The 17,834-nt window shown below is 67.1% G+C and carries 17 protein-coding genes; 13 read left to right on the forward strand and 4 right to left on the reverse strand.

Annotated elements, in window-relative coordinates:
- Positions 1-26 precede the first annotated feature (26 nt).
- Entirely contained in the window at positions 27-374 is a 348-nt protein-coding gene (locus BMY68_RS05995) for a hypothetical protein (RefSeq protein ID WP_085531033.1), read from the reverse strand.
- Between the two features lie 281 nt (positions 375-655).
- On the opposite strand from BMY68_RS05995, the gene BMY68_RS06000 reads away from it, so the two are divergent.
- Genes BMY68_RS06000 through BMY68_RS06010 form a run of 3 tightly spaced genes read left to right on the forward strand, consistent with a single transcriptional unit; the run spans position 656 to position 2,802 of the window.
- Positions 656-1,270: an STN domain-containing protein gene (locus tag BMY68_RS06000; RefSeq protein WP_085531575.1), complete on the forward strand. Its 615-nt coding sequence runs from the start codon at positions 656-658 to the stop codon at positions 1,268-1,270.
- Positions 1,267-1,812: an RNA polymerase sigma factor gene (locus BMY68_RS06005; RefSeq protein ID WP_009043644.1), complete on the forward strand. Its 546-nt coding sequence runs from the start codon at positions 1,267-1,269 to the stop codon at positions 1,810-1,812. Before BMY68_RS06000 ends, BMY68_RS06005 begins: the two co-directional genes overlap by 4 nt.
- Before the next feature lie 39 nt (positions 1,813-1,851).
- The gene (locus BMY68_RS06010) at positions 1,852-2,802 is read left to right on the forward strand and encodes a FecR family protein (protein ID WP_085531031.1); all 951 of its coding nucleotides are present in this window, start codon (positions 1,852-1,854) and stop codon (positions 2,800-2,802) included.
- A gap of 334 nt (positions 2,803-3,136) precedes the next feature.
- On the opposite strand, the gene BMY68_RS06015 is transcribed toward BMY68_RS06010, so the two are convergent.
- Together BMY68_RS06015 and gspH are read right to left on the reverse strand one after the other, a co-directional pair.
- A complete protein-coding gene (locus BMY68_RS06015) occupies positions 3,137-3,760 on the reverse strand; it encodes a type II secretion system protein GspJ (RefSeq protein ID WP_085531029.1) in 624 nt (207 codons plus the stop codon).
- Positions 3,757-4,218, reverse strand: coding sequence for a type II secretion system minor pseudopilin GspH (gspH, locus tag BMY68_RS06020; protein WP_085531027.1), 462 nt, complete (start codon positions 4,216-4,218; stop codon positions 3,757-3,759). The genes BMY68_RS06015 and gspH overlap by 4 nt, the downstream gene beginning before the upstream one ends.
- Positions 4,219-4,325: 107 nt before the next feature.
- Between gspH and BMY68_RS06025 the strand changes: the two genes are divergently transcribed.
- On the forward strand, positions 4,326-4,757 hold the full coding sequence (locus BMY68_RS06025) for a type II secretion system protein N (RefSeq protein ID WP_085531025.1): 432 nt from the start codon (positions 4,326-4,328) through the stop codon (positions 4,755-4,757).
- Positions 4,758-4,938: 181 nt separating this feature from the next.
- Here BMY68_RS06025 and gspI read toward each other — a convergent pair whose 3' ends face one another.
- Positions 4,939-5,367 carry a type II secretion system minor pseudopilin GspI gene (gene gspI / locus BMY68_RS06035; RefSeq protein WP_085531021.1) on the reverse strand — a complete coding sequence of 143 codons (429 nt, stop codon included), beginning with the start codon at positions 5,365-5,367 and terminating at the stop codon, positions 4,939-4,941.
- A gap of 148 nt (positions 5,368-5,515) precedes the next feature.
- Here gspI and gspG point away from each other — a divergent pair, with 148 nt between their 5' ends.
- The 9 genes from gspG to BMY68_RS06085 all read left to right on the forward strand — a co-directional run bounded on the left by gspG (position 5,516) and on the right by BMY68_RS06085 (position 17,710).
- On the forward strand, positions 5,516-5,995 hold the full coding sequence (gene gspG, locus BMY68_RS06040; protein WP_062825734.1) for a type II secretion system major pseudopilin GspG: 480 nt from the start codon (positions 5,516-5,518) through the stop codon (positions 5,993-5,995).
- Positions 5,996-6,003: 8 nt separating this feature from the next.
- Positions 6,004-6,987 (forward strand): type II secretion system minor pseudopilin GspK, encoded by a 984-nt coding sequence (gene gspK / locus BMY68_RS06045; protein WP_085531019.1) that lies wholly within the window; start codon positions 6,004-6,006, stop codon positions 6,985-6,987.
- Complete coding sequence (gene gspL, locus BMY68_RS06050; RefSeq protein ID WP_085531017.1) at positions 6,984-8,177, forward strand: type II secretion system protein GspL; 1,194 nt, start codon at positions 6,984-6,986, stop codon at positions 8,175-8,177. The genes gspK and gspL overlap by 4 nt, the downstream gene beginning before the upstream one ends.
- Positions 8,170-8,736, forward strand: coding sequence for a type II secretion system protein GspM (gspM, locus tag BMY68_RS06055; protein ID WP_062825737.1), 567 nt, complete (start codon positions 8,170-8,172; stop codon positions 8,734-8,736). Before gspL ends, gspM begins: the two co-directional genes overlap by 8 nt.
- Complete coding sequence (gene gspD, locus BMY68_RS06060) at positions 8,733-11,138, forward strand: type II secretion system secretin GspD (RefSeq protein ID WP_085531015.1); 2,406 nt, start codon at positions 8,733-8,735, stop codon at positions 11,136-11,138. Before gspM ends, gspD begins: the two co-directional genes overlap by 4 nt.
- Before the next feature lie 976 nt (positions 11,139-12,114).
- Positions 12,115-13,536, forward strand: a complete 1,422-nt coding sequence (gene gspE / locus BMY68_RS06070; RefSeq protein WP_085531013.1) for a type II secretion system ATPase GspE — start codon at positions 12,115-12,117, stop codon at positions 13,534-13,536.
- The gene (gene gspF, locus BMY68_RS06075; RefSeq protein WP_085531011.1) at positions 13,536-14,747 is read left to right on the forward strand and encodes a type II secretion system inner membrane protein GspF; all 1,212 of its coding nucleotides are present in this window, start codon (positions 13,536-13,538) and stop codon (positions 14,745-14,747) included. The genes gspE and gspF overlap by 1 nt, the downstream gene beginning before the upstream one ends.
- Positions 14,748-15,278: 531 nt before the next feature.
- Positions 15,279-16,430 (forward strand): substrate-binding domain-containing protein, encoded by a 1,152-nt coding sequence (locus tag BMY68_RS06080; RefSeq protein ID WP_085531009.1) that lies wholly within the window; start codon positions 15,279-15,281, stop codon positions 16,428-16,430.
- 119 nt (positions 16,431-16,549) lie between these two features.
- Complete coding sequence (locus BMY68_RS06085) at positions 16,550-17,710, forward strand: substrate-binding domain-containing protein (protein WP_085531007.1); 1,161 nt, start codon at positions 16,550-16,552, stop codon at positions 17,708-17,710.
- Positions 17,711-17,834 lie beyond the last annotated feature (124 nt).

The raw sequence follows: 17,834 nt of genomic DNA on the forward strand, positions 1-17,834 counted from the left end.
AGGGCCCGAACAGACAACACACAACCTCAAGGCCGCTGCGGCTTTACCGAGGTGCCGAAGGTATTGCCCATCCGCGTGCTGGTGGCGGCCGGGGTGGCCAGGCCCATCTGGTTCGGCGGGCGCTTGTGGATCGGCACCTGCAGGGCTTCCTGGTTCTTCTGCCCGGCCTTGGCGCCGTCGGGGTTGTTGCCCATCTGCTGGCTCAGGCAACCGTAGTCCGGGGCCTTGTAGCCGCCCACGCTGACGTCGATACACCCCTCCGTGGGCGTTTTGCCGGGAGCGGCGGCGGGCGCTTCGCCAGGCGCGGCGGCGTGGCCGGCCAGGGGCAGGGCGCCGAGCATCAGGCTGGCGACAAGGGTGCGAAGCTGTTTCATCGGGGGCCTCCTGGCGGGCCCGGGAGGGGCCGTTGCGGTCCTTGAGTGTAAAGCAAGGCGGGTGGCGCAAAGGTGATGGTTTTTTTGCGGGCGCCGTCACATCAGGTTCATAAACTGGCCTCAGGATGACGGTTTTCAGGGACAGGTCAGCCGTGCAGCGACGCCGAGCAAAGGTCGGGTATCGGTCTTTCTTTCACGCGGTGTTCGCGCGCTGTGGTCTTGCGCTGCTGTTGGCGCTGGCCGCCTCGGGCGGGTTGCGGGCGGCGCAACCCGCGCCGCCGATGGTGGATTCGCACCGGCTGCTGGACCTGGACATCGCCGCGCAAGACCTGGCCGAAGCGCTTGAACTGTTCAGCCGCTCGACCGGGATGGCGGTGCTGGTGGACCGCGAGCTGACCCGAGGGCGTCGCTCGGTACGGGTCCAGGGGCGCTACAGCGCCCGGGATGCCCTGAGTCGCCTGCTGACAGGAAGTGGTTTGATGGCCCGTTACGCCCGTTCCGATGCCTTTACCTTGCAAGTCGCCCAGCTCAGCGATGCGCCTGCCCCCAAGGGGGCGGGCGGCAGTGCCGGGGCCTGGGCCAGCGACAGTTTCGCCAGTGCCCTGCAACGCGCGGTGGAGGCCGGCCTGTGCCGTTCGGAACTGACCCGGCCAGGGCGTTATCGCGCGGTGCTGCAACTGTGGATCGACCGCGGCGGGCGTATCGAGCACAGCCGCCTGGTCACCACCACTGGCGATCTGCGGCGCGACGAGGCGCTGGTGCAGAGCCTCAGCGAAACCTGGGTCGAACGACCCGCGCCGAGTTCGCTGCGCCAGCCAGTGACCTTGCTTCTGATACCCGACAGCGCAGGAAAACGCATGGATTGCAGACAACGCCAGGGAGCCTTTGGGGCATGAAGAATACCGGGCACAGTGCGATGGTCAGGTTGTTCCTGACCTCCTACGACGACTTCAAGGTGCGTCTGCGCCGGCGCCTGGGCTCGGAGGATCTGGCCAACGATGTGCTGCACGAAACCTACCTGCGGGTCGACCGCATGGAAGAGCCGCCGAACCTGGCCCAGCCCAATGCCTACCTCTATCGCATGGCCCTGAACATCGCCGCCGACCGCCGCGAGGCCGATGCCCGGCTGCTCACCGGCAGCGAGGTCGAGGAACTGCTGCAGGTCAGCGACGAGGCCCTGGACCCGTCGCGGGTGGTGGGCGGGCAGAAGGAAATCCAGTCGCTGCTCAAGGCGCTCTACGAACTGCCGGCGCGCCGCCGCAAGATCTTTATCGCCGCGCGCCTGGAGGAGGCGCCGCACCTGGAAATCTCCCAGCGCTTCGGCATTTCGACACGGATGGTCGAGAAGGAAATCAAGGCTGCCCTGGGCCACTGCGCCTCGCGCCTTGAAAGAAAAGTGATTCAGCGGTTCGGTCCCGGCGCCGGAAAACCGTCCTAGTCACTAAAGGCCCCGATTAATCCGTGAGTACCCGCACGCTTGAACATCTTTAGCATCTCCACTTCTCGGGCGACACCGGACCACCGGCTGCGCAACGAGGCCCAGGACTGGCTGCTCCTGCTGACCTCGGGGCGGGCCACCGCGGCCGACGCCCGGGCCTTGCAGCAGTGGTGCGCGCAGAGCCCGCAGCATGCCGAGGCCTTCGAGCAGGCCAAGGTGCTGTGGCACCGCCTGAAGCCGGCCGCCGAACACTGCCAGCAACAGACCCAGCCGCGGCGCTTCGGCCGCCGGGCCTTTCTCGGTGGGGCGCTGGCGGCCTCGGTGGCCCTGGTGGCGGTGCGGGTCTCGGTGCCCGGCGGTTTTGCCGGGCTGGGCGCCGACTACCGCACCGCGGTCGGCGAGCAGCGCCGGGTCGAACTGGAGGACGGGCTGAGCCTGGAACTCAACACCCAGACCCGTATCAGCCGGCGCGAGCTGGCCGACGGCGGGCAGGGCATCGAACTGCTCGAAGGCGAGGTCGAGGTGTTGAGCCAGAGCGCACTGCCGGTGCGAGTCCAGGCCGGCAACGGCTGGTTGAGTGCCTCCCAGGCGCGCTTCAACGTACGCAATACCAACCACAGTGTCTGCGTGACCTGCATCGATGGTGCGCTGCAGGTTGAGGTCGGCGGCCGGCTGATCCGCCTGGACAGCGGTCGCCAGCTGACCTACGACAACCGCCAGGTCGGCGAGCCGACGGCGGTGGACCCGACGGCGGTGATCGCCTGGCGCGAACAGGTGCTGGTGTTCGACAACGCCACCCTCAACACGGTGATCGACGAGATCAACCGCTACCGCCCGGGCATGCTGGTGCTGCTCAACGCCGAGCTGGGCAAGCGCAAGGTGCAGGCGCGTTTCAACCTCAACCAGCTGGCCGGCGTGGCCCTGCTGATCCGCGACGCCTACGGCGCCAAATGCACCGAATTGCCGGGCGGCGTGGTGTTGTTGAGTTGAAGCACAAAGCCGGTAGGCGTGGAGCTGGCTCGCGATAGCGTCCGTTCCGGCCAACCGCGTTGTCTGGATCGCGGGCAAGCCTCGCCCCTGCAGAATCGCCGTCGACCCAAATTCCCCGTGGCCGCTGCGTTAACGTGCGTTGCCGTTGTAGCCGCTGCCGAGCGCAGCGAGGCTGCGATCGAGGTGGGCGGCATTCCGACGAAGTCCTCGCAAAACCTGTGTACGCGGTTTGTCGGGAAGAACGGGTTGCCTGGTTTGCGGCTGCTGCGCAGCCGTTCGCAGCCTCGCGGGCTCGGCAGCGGCTACAGGTGCGGCGTCCAGCTCGACGCGGTAATCATTCCAACGGTCCCAGCACCTGGCGGTAACGCTCTTCGCCCTGGGGCGTCTGCCGCACCAGGCGGATCTCCAGGCCCGGCGGGTTTTCCTTGCGGTTGCCGCTGAGCTGGCGCCAGCCCTTGTCCCGGTCCCAGACCCGCAGTTGCAAGTCGCTGACATGCTCCAGCACCGCCACGCCGTTTTTCGGCGCGGGCAGCGGATAACGATCGCGGGCCGGCGCCGCCGCGCGGTACAGGGTGTCGCCCTTGAGCCACCAGCGCACCCGTTGCAGGCCCTCGCCGGGTGTCGCCGAGCTGCGGATCACATCCAGGCGGAAGGTGCCGCTGTCGGCGCTGCGCACGGTGAGGGCCGCCGGCACATCGACGACTTCGGCATCGGCCCCGGCCGGCACCGGCTCCATCAGTTCGACACTGGCCCGCAGCGCCACGTCCCGTTCCAGCTGGTGCAGGGTGCGCAGCAGCTCCTCGGTCTGCTCGCTGCTGGCCTGCAAATGGCTGTCGGCCCGGCTGACGCTGTCCAGCCCGCGCCAGGCGATCACGCTGACCACCGCCATCAGCAGGATCGCCACCATCACCTCGATCAGGGTAAAGCCGCCTTGGCGCTGGTTGGTCCGCGCCCTCATGGCTGCGCCACCACCCGGACCTGGCCTGTGGCGGTGCGTTGCACCGTCAGGCTGTGCCGGCCGTCGGACAGTTGCACCTGCAGCGGCGCGTCTATCCATTCGGCGTTGAGCACCAGCCGCGGGCCGGGCTCGATGCGCACTTTGATCGTCGGGCTTTCCCAGGGCCGCGGGCGCAGTTGCGGGTCGTCCTTGAACTGATCGAGGCCGCGGCCGTCGTCGCTGGGCCGGCTGAAGGCGAAACCCTTGGCATCCGCCCGCCAGCTGATGGGCCGGCCATCCACGCGCGCCTCGGCCTGGGCCACCTGGAGCAACTGCGCCAGGCGCTCGGCATCCTTGCGCAGGCCCTGCAGCGGGTCGGGGCGGATGCTCAGGCTGATGGCGGCGCTGGCGATCCCGATGATCACCAGCACCACCATCAGCTCGATCAGGGTGAAGCCCTGTTGTCGGGATGGGGTCATGGGGCGCGCTCCTGTGCGTCGGTTTTCATCCTGCCCGGCGAATGTGAAATAAAAACGTGACCATTGCGCGCTAGGCTGCGAAGACGGACAAACAGGAGGTCCTTGCCATGGCATTCGTCCATCGATTTTCCCCGCCGCAGCTGGTGCAGTCCGTGGCCCTGCTGGCGATCGTGGCCGGGGTGGCGACCTGGTCGTCGCTGCTGCTGACCCCCGCCGAGTCGCGCACCCCGCAGGCGCCGCCGCAAGCCCTGGCCGCCCAGGCCCAGAGCCCGGCGCAGCAGTGGTTTTCCAACCAGCCGCTGGCGCTGGACATCAAGGTCACCGGGCTGATGGCCAGCCCCCGCGGCGCGGTGGCGATCCTCAGCCTCAACGATGCGCCGCCGCGCAGCTTCCTGGTGGGCGAGCGCCTGGCCCAGGGCGTGCAACTGGTGGCCATCGAGGGCGACGGGGTGGTGATCGAGCGCGCTGGCGAGCGCTCGCGGCTGGATGTCAGCAAGTTGCCGGAAAGCCCGGCGCTGCCGGTGCTGACCCGGCAGTGATGGCTCTGTACGACAAGTGGCTGCACGCTGGAGCCTTCGGCGCTACGCAGGCGATGCCTAGCGGAGTCCCCTGTAGGAGCGAGCTTGCTCGCGATGGACCCGAGAACGCCGCGTTCATCCACTCAACACGCATTATCGTTAACGTCCATCGCGAGCAAGCTCGCTCCTACAGGGTTATTCCTTAACGATTGGGGTTTTTCGGTGCGCGCGCGACCAGGGTGTCCAGGCGCGCCAGGGGCGGGGCCTCGCGGCTGCGGTCGAGGACCCGCACGCTGACCCGGGACAACCGTGGGTCGGGGCTGGGCGCGATGTTCTGTTCGCAACGCAGCTTGAGCCGGCCCTGGTCGCACTCGATGTTCTTGGTCCCGGGCGGCAGGCGGCCTTCCAGGCGCAGTTCCGCCAGGCGCGACTGGGCCGCCAGCAGAGCGATGGATCTATCCCGCAGCAAGCCATTGCTCTGGGTCATCAAGCCGGCCACGCGGATCGCCGCCGACATGGCCACGGCGATGATCGCCAGCGCCACCAGCACCTCGATCAGGGTGAAACCCCGCTGTTTAGCGGCTGGCGGTCCGGCGGGTGGTTTGAGTAGTGGCTGGCGGGGCCGCGGCATGGACGTCTCGTGGCGCAAATGGAGGCTTGCAGGCTACATGGCAAATTTGACCGATTGGCGACGGTCACTCCCGAGCAACGTCAATATCACTGACATATTTTCTTGCAACACTGCGCGACGAATCGAAATCAAGCCAAGGAACGTCGAGATGGATGTCGTGCGCTTCACGTCACACCCCGGATCCTGCTGTCAGCCCCGTCGCCAGCCCCGCCGCCCACGCGGACAGGGCGGTTTCACCCTGATCGAGATCATGGTGGTGGTGGTCATTCTCGGGATCCTCGCCGCGATGGTGGTGCCCAAGGTACTCGACCGTCCGGACCAGGCCCGGGCCACCGCGGCCAAGCAGGACATCGGCGGGCTGATGCAGGCCCTCAAGCTCTATCGCCTCGACCACGGCACCTACCCGAGCATGAACCAGGGCCTGAAAGTGCTGGTGGAACGCCCGGCGGATGCCAAGAACAGCAACTGGCGCTCCTACCTGGAACGCCTGCCCAACGACCCCTGGGGCCGTCCTTACCATTACCTGAACCCGGGGGCCAACGGCGAAGTGGATGTGTTCTCCCTGGGGGCCGACGGCCAGCCAGACGGTGACGGCGTGAATGCCGATATCGGCTCCTGGCAGCTGTAAGCGCCGCCATGACAGCCCGTTCGCCGACAGCGGCGAAACAGCGTGGCATGGCCATTATCAGCGCCTTGTTGATCGCCGCCGTGGTGGCGGTGATCGCCGGCGGCATGCTGACCCGCCAGACCCTGTTCACCCGTGGGCTGGAAAGCGAGCAGCTGCGGGTCCAGGGCAGCTGGCAGCTGCAGGGCGGCATGGAAGTCAGCCGCCAGCGCCTGTGGGAAGACCGCCAGCGCGACGTGCTGACCCGCCTCGACCAGAACTGGGCGCGGCCGATCCAGCTCGCGGCCCTGGGCCCGGGCGCCGGGCCGTTCGAGGGGCGGCTGGAGGACGAGCAGAGCAAGTTCAACCTGCGCAACCTGCTGGCCAACGACCGGCTCGACCCGTTGCAGATAGAGAATTTCCAGCGCCTGTGCGAGCTGCTCGGGGTCAACGCGACCCTGGGCCAGCGCATCAGCCAGCGGGTGATCGCTTCCTACCCACGGCAGTTGAGCCCGGAAGGCACGGCGGCGCCGGCCAATAGCGGTTTCCACAGCGGCCGCGACACTTCGCCCGAGGCCGCGCGCAAACCGCTGTTGGCCAAGCAACCGATGCTGCGCAGTCTCGACGACCTGCTGGGGGTGAACGGCGTCGACGAAAAGCTGCTGGCGCGCCTGCAACCCTTTGTCACCATCCTGCCGGCCAATACCTGGGTCAACGGCAACACCGCCAGCGCCGAAGTACTCGCCGCGACCGTGCCGGGGCTGGCACTGCCACGGGCCAAGGCGCTGATCGCCGAGCGCGACAGCGGCCAGTGGTTCATCAATCAGGGTGACTTCATCAACCGCCTGCGCATGCCGCACGTACCGGCGGACGCGGTGCGGGTCGGCATCACCAGCGAATGGTTCCGCCTGCAAGGCCAGGCCCGCGGCGAGCGGCGCCGGGTCAAGCTGCTGGCCTTGCTGCACCGCAGCGAAGACAACATGCCGCGGGTGATCTGGTCGCGGGTGGGCGTATGAGCCGTTTGCGCGTCAGCCTGCCGCCCTTGCACACACTGACGGCCGAGAGCCGGGTGAGCTTTGCCCGGCTCCAGGTCAAGGACGGCCAGGTCAAGGAAGCCGGCGAAGCCAGCCTGATGCAACTGGGGCAGATGCCCAAGGCGCCGGCGGTGGAGTGTTTCCTGCACCCCGAGGACAGCCTGCTGGCGAGTATCGAGCTGCCGGCCCTGGCGCCGGCCAAGGTCAGCGCGGCGGTGGCCTGTGCCGCCCAGGCGCTGATTCTCGGCCACAGCGACAGCCTGTACGTGGCCCACAGCCCGCGCGACGGCGACGGCCAGGTGCACATCAGCTGGTTGCCGCGCGAGGCGCTGGCGCGGCTCGGCCAGGTGCTGGAGCAGGCCGGCCTGAAACTGCGCGGCCTGTACCCGGCGCCCTATGCCTTGCCGGTGCCGGCGGCGGGCCAGTTGACCGCCTGCCTGCAGGACCAGCACCTGTTGCTGCGCCATAGCCCGCGGCAGGGCAGTGTGCAACCGCTACCCGAAGACGCCTTGCAGGTGTTGCTGGCCAACGGTGCCGGGCTGCAATGGATAGGCGAGGCGGCCCCGCCAGCGGCCCTGGAGCAACTGCCGGACAGCTGCCGCTGGACCGGCCAGGCACCCGACTGGGGCCTGCACGGCGGGGTGCAGGACAACAGCGCTCGCCAGCAGGGCTGGGGCCGTGCCGCGGCGCTGTGCGCGGTGGCGCTGCTGGTCTGGACCCTGGGCCTGAACCTGTACGCCGCGCGCCAGGCGGCCCAGGGCCAGCAGCTCAAGGCGCAGATGAGCCAACGGGTGCAGCAGGTGTTCCCGGAATTGCCGGTGATCCTCAACCCCCTGCAACAGGCGCGCCAGCAACTGGCGGCGCGGCAGAGCGGGGCCAGCGGCGACGCTCCGTACAGCTTCAACAGCCTGGTGCTGCAGGCCAGCAATGCCATGCCCTTCGTGATCGGCGGGGTCGAGCGTTTGAACTATCAGAACGGCGAATTGCAACTGAGCCTGCTCAGCGACACCCGTGTCCCTGCGCCCGACAGCGGCTGGCAGGGCCTGCTGACCCAGGCCGGGCTCGAAGCCAGCCCCGGCGACCAGGGCTGGACCCTGCGCGCCGCCACAGGCATGGCGACCGGCGGGGTGCCGATGGAAGCCGACGACAGCGAGGAAGACGAGGATGAATAAGCTGAGCCTCAGCCATTACCGCCAGCGCTGGCAGCGCCAGGCCGCCCAGGCACAGCTGTACTGGAGCGGTTTGGCCCTGCGCGAGAAACGCCTGCTGGCCGGCGCGGCGGTGGTGCTGGGCGGCCTGCTGGTGTGGCTGGTGCTGATCGAGCCGGCGCTGAAGAAGATCGATTACTGGCAGGCCGAGATCCCCAAGCTGCGCTCCCAGTCCGAAGCCCTGGAGCTGGTGCTGCACCAGGCCGGCGGGCCCCGTGGCGGCGAGCCGGGGCAGAGCCTGGAGCAGTCCTTGCGCCAGACCCTGGATGCCGCCGGCCTGCAGGGGCTGTACCAGTTGCAGCTGGCGGGCGAGGGCGAGTCCCAGGCCTGGCACTTGAGTTTTCAAGAGGCCCCGGCGGATGCCGTGGTCGGTTGGCTGCTGGGCAATCCCCGGCAGTTCTCCCTGGAAGTGATGGAGGCCCGCCTGCAACGCGCGGGGCCGGCCGACATCGATGGCACGGCAGGCAAACTGTCCGGAACCGTTCGCATGGATCAGGCGCTTGGCGCTAAGGAAGCTTCATGAAGTGGTCAGGTTCTTTTTACGCCCGCCAATCGCGCAAGGCGCTGCCCTTGCTCCTGCTGGGGCCGCTGGCCCTGGCGCTGGCGGCGTGCAGTCACAACCAGGAGCCACAGCCACCGTTGCTGGTGGACAGCGAACTGGGACGGCCCCTGGGCGAGACCAATCGCAGTGGCGGCGATGTGGTGGCCGAGCGGGAGCGGGCCCAGGCGCAACAGACCCAGCGTCCCAAATTCCAGCATCCGATCAGCCGTGCGGGACGCGCGCCCGGTGCTCCCGCCGCCAGCGGCACCGTGGTGCGCAATCCCCTGGGCGACCAGCCGGTGCGCCTGAATTTCGTCGACGTCGATATCCAGGCCGTGGTCCGGGCGCTGGCGCGTTCCACCGGCCAGCAGTTCCTGGTGGACCCGCGGGTCAAGGGCAACCTGACCCTGGTCAGCGAAGGCGAAGTGCCGGCCCACCAGGCCTACGACATGCTGCTGGCGGCCCTGCGCATGCAGGGTTTCAGCGTGGTGGACGTCGGCGGCGTGGCCCAGGTGGTACCGGAGGCCGACGCCAAGCTGCTCGGCGGGCCGATCTACAACGCCGGCAAGCCGTCGGCCAACGGCATGCTGACCCGCACCTTCCGCCTGCAATACGAAAACGCGGTGAACCTGATCCCGGTGCTGCGCCCGATCGTGTCGCCGAACAACCCGATCAACGCCTACCCGGGCAACAACAGCATCGTCATCACCGACTACGCCGAGAACCTCACCCGGGTGGCGCAGATCATCGAAGGCATCGACATTCCCAGCGCCCTGGACACCGACGTGGTGCCGGTGCAGAACGGCATCGCCGTGGACATCGCCGGCATGGTCTCCGAGCTGCTGGAAACCCAGGGCGCCGACCCGACCCAGAAGGTCAGCGTGGTCGGCGACCCGCGTTCCAACTCGATCATCATCCGCACCGGCAGCCCCGAGCGCACCGAGCTTGCGCGCAACCTGATCTACAAGCTGGACAACGCCCAGAGCAACCCGAGCAACCTGCACGTGGTGTACCTGCGCAACGCCCAGGCCGGCAAGCTGGCCCAGGCCCTGCGCGGCCTGCTCACCGGCGAGAGCGACAGCGGCACCGGCGACAACGCGCGGGCCATGCTCGGCAGCATGGGCGGCATGAGCCAGGGCGGCAGTTCCAGCAGCGGCCAGAGCGGCAGCGGCGGTTCCACCAGTGGCAGCTCCAGCCTCGGCGGCAGCAGTTCCGGCAGCGGTTATGCCCAGGGCGGCAGTTCCAGCAGCCAGGGCGGCACCCAGGCCTCCGAGCAGAACACCGCCTTCAGCGCCGGCGGCGTGACCATCCAGGCCGATGCCACCACCAACACCTTGCTGATTTCCGCGCCGGAACCGCTGTACCGCAACCTGCGCGAAGTCATCGACATGCTCGACCAGCGTCGCGCCCAGGTGGTGATCGAAAGCCTGATCGTCGAAGTCAACGAAGACGACGCCGCCGAATTCGGCGTGCAGTGGCAGACCGGCAATCTCGGTGGCAGCGGCGTCATCGGCGGCGCCAACCTGGGCGGCAGCGGCCTCAACCTCAACGGCAAGACAAGCCTCGACGTGCTGCCCCAGGGCCTCAACGTCGGCCTGGTCAACGGCACCGTGGACATCCCCGGGATCGGCAAGATCCTCGACCTCAAGGTGCTGGCCCGGGCCCTGAAGAGCAAGGGCGGGAACAACGTGCTGTCGACCCCGAACCTGCTGACCCTGGACAACGAAGCGGCGAGCATCTTCGTCGGCCAGACCATTCCCTTCGTCACCGGCAGCTACGTCACCGGCGGTGGCGGCGACAGCAACAACCCGTTCCAGACCGTGCAGCGCGAAGAAGTCGGCCTGAAGCTGAATGTGCGACCACAGATTTCCGAGGGCGGCACGGTCAAGCTCGACATCTATCAGGAGGTCAGCAGCGTCGACCAGCGCGCCTCGGTGCAGGCCGGCACCGTGACCAACAAACGGGCGATCGACACCAGCATCCTGCTCGACGACGGCCAGATCATGGTCCTCGGCGGCCTGCTGCAGGACGGCTACAGCCAGAGCAACAACGCGGTGCCGTGGCTGTCGACTATCCCCGGGATCGGCGCGCTGTTTCGCAACGAAAGCCGCTCGACCAACAAGACCAACCTGATGGTGTTCCTGCGGCCCTACATCATTCGCGACAGCGCCGCGGGGCGCAGCATTACCCTCAACCGCTACGACTTCATGCGCCGCGCCCAGGGCGGCCTGCAGCCGGACCGCAGCTGGGCCATGCCAGACATGCAGGCGCCGCAATTGCCGACGGCGGAGCAGGGGGTGCCGGGGGTTGTGCCGGTGTCGGTGCCAGCGCCGAATTCGGGTCAGGTGCCGAGGGCGAGGATCAGGGCGGTGCCGGTGCAATGAGTGCGCCTGTTGCGTTTACACGCTCGGCGTCTGGTGCGCTGGGTGATGGGGGGGATATCCGTTGCTGCGGTTATGGCGGCTTAGGGTTTCGCTTTTACAGCGGGGGCGGGGTACATATCCGTTACTGCGGTAACGGCCACTTAGGGTTCCGCCCTTACGGCGGGTCACTTTTGGCAAACGCCCCAAAAGTAACCAAAAAGTCTCGCCCCTCCATTCGGCCCCTCGCTAAGGCTCGGGGTACCCTCACTCCGGCATTGCTCCGGGGGCCCGCCGCCACAGGCCATCCATGGCCTGGGGCGGCTAGCGCGGCATCCCTGCCGCGCTACCCCCTGCGCAACGCCTGCGTTCGGCCTCTGGGAAAGGGGCGGGTGGATCAAAGGCAAGATCAAAAGCAACAGCAACAGCAACAGCAACAGCTAAAGCCAAGCACGTTTTACGCGCCTCTTGTAGCCGCTGCCGCAGGCTGCGATCGGGCGCGCAGCGCACGCCAAACCCGACGACGCGATGTATCAGGCAGATCGAGGCGCATGGTTTTGCGTCTGCTTCGCAGCCGATCGCAGCCTGCGGCAGCGGCTACAGGGAACGTGTTCTCAGACAGGCCGACCGGTAGGTCGCCTCGCGTTGTTTTTGATTTTCTTGCCCCGTCGGGAGGCCGAGTGGAGGTTCTGCGCAGTGGGCAACCCGGCAGGGATGCCGGGTTAGCCGCCCCAGGCCATGGATGGCCTGTGGCGGCGGCCCACGGAGCAGGACCGGAGCGAGGGAATCCGAGCCTTAGCGAGGACCGGACGCTTGGGGCAAGAGCCTTTGGTTACTTTGGGCTCTTCAAAGTGACTCGCCGTAAGGGCGAAACCGCCAGCAGCCGTGACCGAAGTAACGGATATGTACCCCGACCCCGCTGTAAAAACGAACCCCTAAGCCGCCGTTACCGCAGCACCGGATCTGTACACAGCCCAGGCCAAGCCCCGGAGTTACTCCCATGACCCCCCAACTCCCTTACGCCTGGGCCAAATCCCAACGCATCCTCCTGCGCCATGGCGAGGAGGGCGCCGTACTCCTGGTCTGCCCCTCGACCCCCGGCTGGTCGATCAGCGAAGCGCGCCGCCAGTTCGGCCCGGCGCGGCTGGAGCGGGTGCGCGACGAAGAACTCGACGGCCTGCTGGCCAGCGCCTATTCCGACACCGGCAGTGCCGCCGCGGTGGTCGGCGCCGCCGAGAACGAGGTCGACCTCGACCGCCTGATGCAGGACATCCCGGAAATCACCGACCTCTTGGACACCCAGGACGGCGCGCCGGTGATCCGCATGATCAACGCCTTGCTGACCCAGGCCGCGCGGGACGAGGCCAGCGATATCCATATCGAGCCCTATGAAAGCCATTCGGTGGTGCGCTACCGGGTCGACGGCACGCTGCGCGACGTGGTCTCGCCGCGCAAAGCCCTGCACGGCGCGCTGGTGTCGCGGATCAAGATCATGGCCCAACTCGACATCGCCGAAAAACGCCTGCCCCAGGACGGCCGCATCGCCTTGCGCGTGGCCGGGCGGCCCATCGATATCCGTGTCTCCACGGTGCCCACCGGCCACGGCGAACGGGTGGTGATGCGTCTGCTGGACAAACAGGCCGGGCGCCTGCAACTGGAAACCTTAGGCATGGACCCGCAGGTGCTGGGCAAGCTCGACCACCTGATCCGCCAGCCCCACGGCATCGTGCTGGTCACCGGCCCCACCGGCAGCGGCAAGACCACCAGCCTCTATGCCGCCCTGGCGCGGCTGGACGCCAGCACCAGCAATATCCTCACCGTCGAGGACCCGGTGGAGTACGACCTGCCGGGGATCAGCCAGATCCAGGTCAACGCCAAGATCGACATGACCTTCGCCCTGGCCCTGCGCGCGATCCTGCGCCAGGACCCGGACATCATCATGATCGGCGAGATCCGCGACCTGGAAACCGCGCAGATCGCCGTGCAGGCTTCGCTCACCGGCCACCTGGTGCTGGCGACCCTGCACACCAACGACGCGGTGTCGGCGGTCAACCGCCTGATCGACATGGGCGTCGAGCCGTTCCTGCTGGCCTCGTCGATGCTCGGCGTGCTGGCCCAGCGCCTGGTGCGACGGCTGTGCCCGCACTGCAAGGAAGAAGACCCGACCGCCCCCGGCACCTGGCGCCCGGTGGGTTGCCCGGCCTGCAACCAGGTCGGCTACAGCGGGCGGACCGGCATCCACGAGCTGTTCTGCATCGACGATGACATTCGCAGCCTGATCCACCAGGGCGCCGACGAGCAGGCGTTGCGCGCCGCCGCGCGGCGCGCCGGGATGTTCAGCATGCGCGAGGACGGCGAGCGCTGGGTGCGCAGCGGCGCCACCGCCCCTGAAGAAATCCTGCGCGTAACCCGGGACGCCTGATGAACCGCTATCGCTACGAAGCCGCCGACGCCCTCGGCAAGATCGAGTCCGGGCACCTGGAAGCCGACAGCCAGAGCGCCGCTTTCGGCGTGCTGCGCAGCCGCGGGCTGACGGCGCTGATGGTGCAGGTCGAGAGCAACACGCCCAAGGCCGGTGGCGGCGGCTTGTTCAGCGCCAAGCTGTCGGACAACGACCTGGCCTGGGCCACCCGCCAGCTGGCCAGCCTGCTGGGCGCCAGCCTGCCGCTGGAGGCGGCGCTGAGTGCCACGGTCGAACAAGCGGAAAAAAAACACATCGCCCACACCCTCAGCGCGGTGCGCGCCGATGTGCGCAGTGGCATGCGCCTGGCCGAAGCCCTGGCGGCGCGGCCGCGGGACTTTCCGGATATCTACCGGGCGCTGATCGCCGCCGGCGAAGAGTCGGGCGACCTGGCCCAGGTCATGGAGCGCCTGGCTGACTACATCGAAGAACGCAACACCCTGCGCGGCAAGATCCTCACCGCCTTTATCTACCCTGGCGTGGTCGGGCTGGTCTCGGTGGGCATCGTGATCTTCCTGCTCAGCTACGTGGTGCCGCAGGTGGTCAGCGCCTTCTCCCAGGCACGCCAGGACCTGCCGGGGCTGACCCTGGCGATGCTCAACGCCAGTGACTTCATCCGCGCCTGGGGCTGGTTGTGTTTCGGCGTGCTGGCGGGCGGTTTCTGGAGCTGGCGTATGTATCTGCGCAATCCCCAGGCCCGCTTGAACTGGCACAGCCGGGTGCTGCGCCTGCCGCTGATCGGGCGCTTCGTGCTGGGCCTGAACACCGCGCGCTTTGCCTCGACCCTGGCGATCCTCGGCGGAGCAGGGGTGCCGCTGCTGCGCGCCCTGGAAGCGGCGCGCCAGACCCTGTCCAACGACCGCCTGAGCCAGAGCGTCAGCGACGCCACCGCCAAGGTCCGCGAAGGCGTCAACCTGGCCGCCGCGCTACGGGTGGAGAAAGTCTTCCCGCCGGTGCTGATCCACCTGATCGCCAGCGGCGAAAAAACCGGCGCCCTGCCACCCATGCTCGAACGCGCCGCGCAAACCCTGTCCCGCGACATCGAACGCCGCGCCATGGGCATGACCGCCTTGTTAGAGCCGCTGATGATCGTGGTCATGGGCGGGGTGGTGCTGGTGATTGTCATGGCGGTGCTGCTGCCGATCATCGAGATCAACCAGCTGGTGCAGTAACGACATCGATTGCCGGCTCGCTTTTCTGTAGGAGCGAGCTTGCTCGCGAAAAGACTCAAGACAACGCGATGTTTCGGCAAGAACCGCGTCAAGGTTCACGACCATCGCGAGCAAGCTCGCTCCTACAGGGGATAGCGTCAGTCCGGAGATTTTTTTCGCCTAGTCCTCACCACCCGAGCGGCACATCCGCAGAACTCGGGTTCCTCGTTCTGTCATGCACAACCACCCCCAGCGCCCCCAAGCCAAGACCCGCGCCGCGCCTGGCCAAAAGCTGGCAAAAGGCCCCGCGACACCTCGCTGTCACCTGCGTCGAAAAGCCCGTGCCAGGGCCCTCGAACACCCGAGAAAGTTTTTGAAAATCAAGCGCTTTCTCCCGAGGTTTTTTCCTTTATCTGTCACCGGAAACTGCGAACTTCTTCCCCATGGCCTCACCCCGCACAACGCTCTCAGAGCAGGGCAGAGGATCTGAGCGCCATGGCGTCATGCAAGAACCATTGACCTCCGTATACACACGACGAAAGGAGATTCTTCATGTTTAAGCGCACTATGATCGCAGCTTCCATGGCCGTAGCGGCTCTGGCTTCGGCCCAATCGATGGCGGCTGTTGTGGGTGGCGGTGCCACTCTGCCAGAGCAGCTGTACAACACCCCGGGCGTACTGACTCCTGGTTTCGGCACCTACTACGGCGTGGGCAGCGGTGGCGGCAAGACTGCCGTGCTGACCAACAACATCGGTTCGCTGACCACCACCCTGCCAGCCGGTACCACTGTGGACTACGCAGGCAGCGACTCGATTCTCAACGCCACTGAAATCAGCAACTACAAAACCGCCCACCAAGACGTACCGGCTACTGATCCTGCCAACTGGGGCCCACTGCTGCAATTCCCATCGGCCGCCACCTCGGTGACCATTCCTTACAACAAGGCCGGCACCACCAACCTGAACCTGACCAGCGAGCAACTGTGCCTGGCCCTGTCGAGCAACAACGGAGCCGCCCGTACCTGGGGTGAAGTACTCGGCACCTCCGATACCACTCCGGTTCGCGTGGTATACCGCTCCGGCAGCAGCGGTACCTCGGAAATCCTCACTCGCCACCTGAACAACCGTTGCCCATCGGTGTTCACCTCCGTCAGCAGTACTTTCGCCAATGCCCACCCAGGCGCGGAACCAGCTTCCTGGATCGGCGTCAGCGGCAGCGCCGCCGTGGCCAGCACCGTGGCTTCCACCGCCGGCGCCATCGGTTATGTCGGCCCTGAAGATGTCGACGCCACCAACAACGCTGTAGTGGCTCGCATCAACGGCCTGCTGCCAACCGTGGGCAACGTGCAGACCGCCCTGAGCACCATTGCGCCTCCGTCCACCGCCGCCGATCGTGCCGACCTGACCAAGTGGGCACCGGTATTGCCTAACCCGGCTACCGGCTACTCGATCGTTGGCTACACCAACTTCATCTTCGGCCAGTGCTACAAGGACACCGCGGATGTCAGCTCGATCCGCAGCTTCCTGACCAAGCACTACAACGCCACCTTCGCCAGCAGCAACGATCAGGCAATCATCGACAAGAAACTGATCCCGCTGACCTCAACCTGGAAGACCGCCATTCGCAATGCCTTCATTCCACCAACCAGCGCCCAGGGCGTGAACAATGCCAGCGTGTGCAACGGTATCGGCCGTCCAGCCTGATCCAGGCCGGGGTTGACTACCCGTAACACCGATCGGCAACGGCGCCAGCCGTTGCCGATTTTTTCTTCGCGCGAATTTCATGTTGCCATGGGGCATCCCGGGCAACAGAGGGAGTTGCCATGTCCAGATATCGGTTGGCTGCCCTGGCTGGGGCCTTGACCGGCCTTTGTACTGCTCCGGCCTCGGCGGCTCTGGACGGCGGCGGTTCCTACCTGATGCAGGGCTTCTACACCACCCCCGGCGTATTGCCGCCGACGGCGGGGGGCTATCGTGCCGCGGGCAGCGGGGCCGGCAAGAGGGCACTGCTGACCAATGACAGCGTGGCGCTGACTCCGGATTACCCCGAATCGTTCTCCGTGGACTACGCCATCAGCGAGTCACGGCTGACCGCCAGTGAACTCGCTGAATACCGCAGCGCCCATCAGGCGCCGGGGGCCATGGTCGGCTCGGCGGCGGACTGGGGGCCGCTGATCCAGGTCCCGGTGGCGATCACTTCGGTGGCGATTCCCTACCGAGTGCGCCTCGCTAGCGGCCAGCCAGTGGCCGACCTGGACCTGAACGGCGGCACGCTCTGCGGCCTGTTCTCCGGAGCCATCAGTACCTGGGACCAGATCAACCCGGCCTATTCGCGCACGCCGGTGACGGTGATCTACCGCGCCGATGGCAGCGGTACCAGTGAGCTGCTCACTCGTCACCTGAACAGCCTCTGCCCCCAGGCGTTCAGCACCAGCAACCGGTTCGCCACGGCCCACTACGGTCCGCTGCCCGGGCACTGGCGCGCGGAGAGAAGCGACCAGGACCTGCTGGCCAGGGTTGCCGCCAGCGAAGGCGCCATCGGCTATTCGGGGACCTCGGGCCTGGATATTTCCAGCAACGCCCAGGTGGCGCGGGTCAACGGCCTGTTGCCGCCCACCGCGATCACCCCGATCAGCCTGACGCAGATCCCGCCGCCGGCCACCGCCATGGATCGTGCCGACCCGCACAAGTGGGCGCCGGATATCGCCAACCCGGCCTACGGCTATGCCATGGTCGGCTACAGCTACCTGTTGCTCGGCCAGTGCTATCGCGACCCGCAGGACGCCACGGCCTTGCGGATTTTTTTGTTGCGTCACTTCGGGCCCAACCCCGAGGCCGGAAACGACGCCCGGTTGATCGCGCAGCACCTGATACCGCTGGACGCGGTCTGGAAAAAGGCCGTGCGCGACAACTTCCTGCTTTCTACCAGCCCCCTGAGCCTGAACTACCCCAGCGTCTGCAACGGCATTGGCCGTCCGCTCTGAACCCACACACGGATGAAGTTTTCATGACAAAGGTTCGGTGCCGGCCGGCGCCAACCGCCTACTACCTGAGCGCTCCGTCCGTGACAGCGGGTGGGCCGCCGACCTATTTCGCGACTGTGTAAAA

Origin of the sequence: Pseudomonas sp. NFACC41-3, assembly GCF_900109505.1 — a bacterium.
Taxonomy (GTDB): Bacteria; Pseudomonadota; Gammaproteobacteria; order Pseudomonadales; family Pseudomonadaceae; genus Aquipseudomonas; species Aquipseudomonas chlororaphis.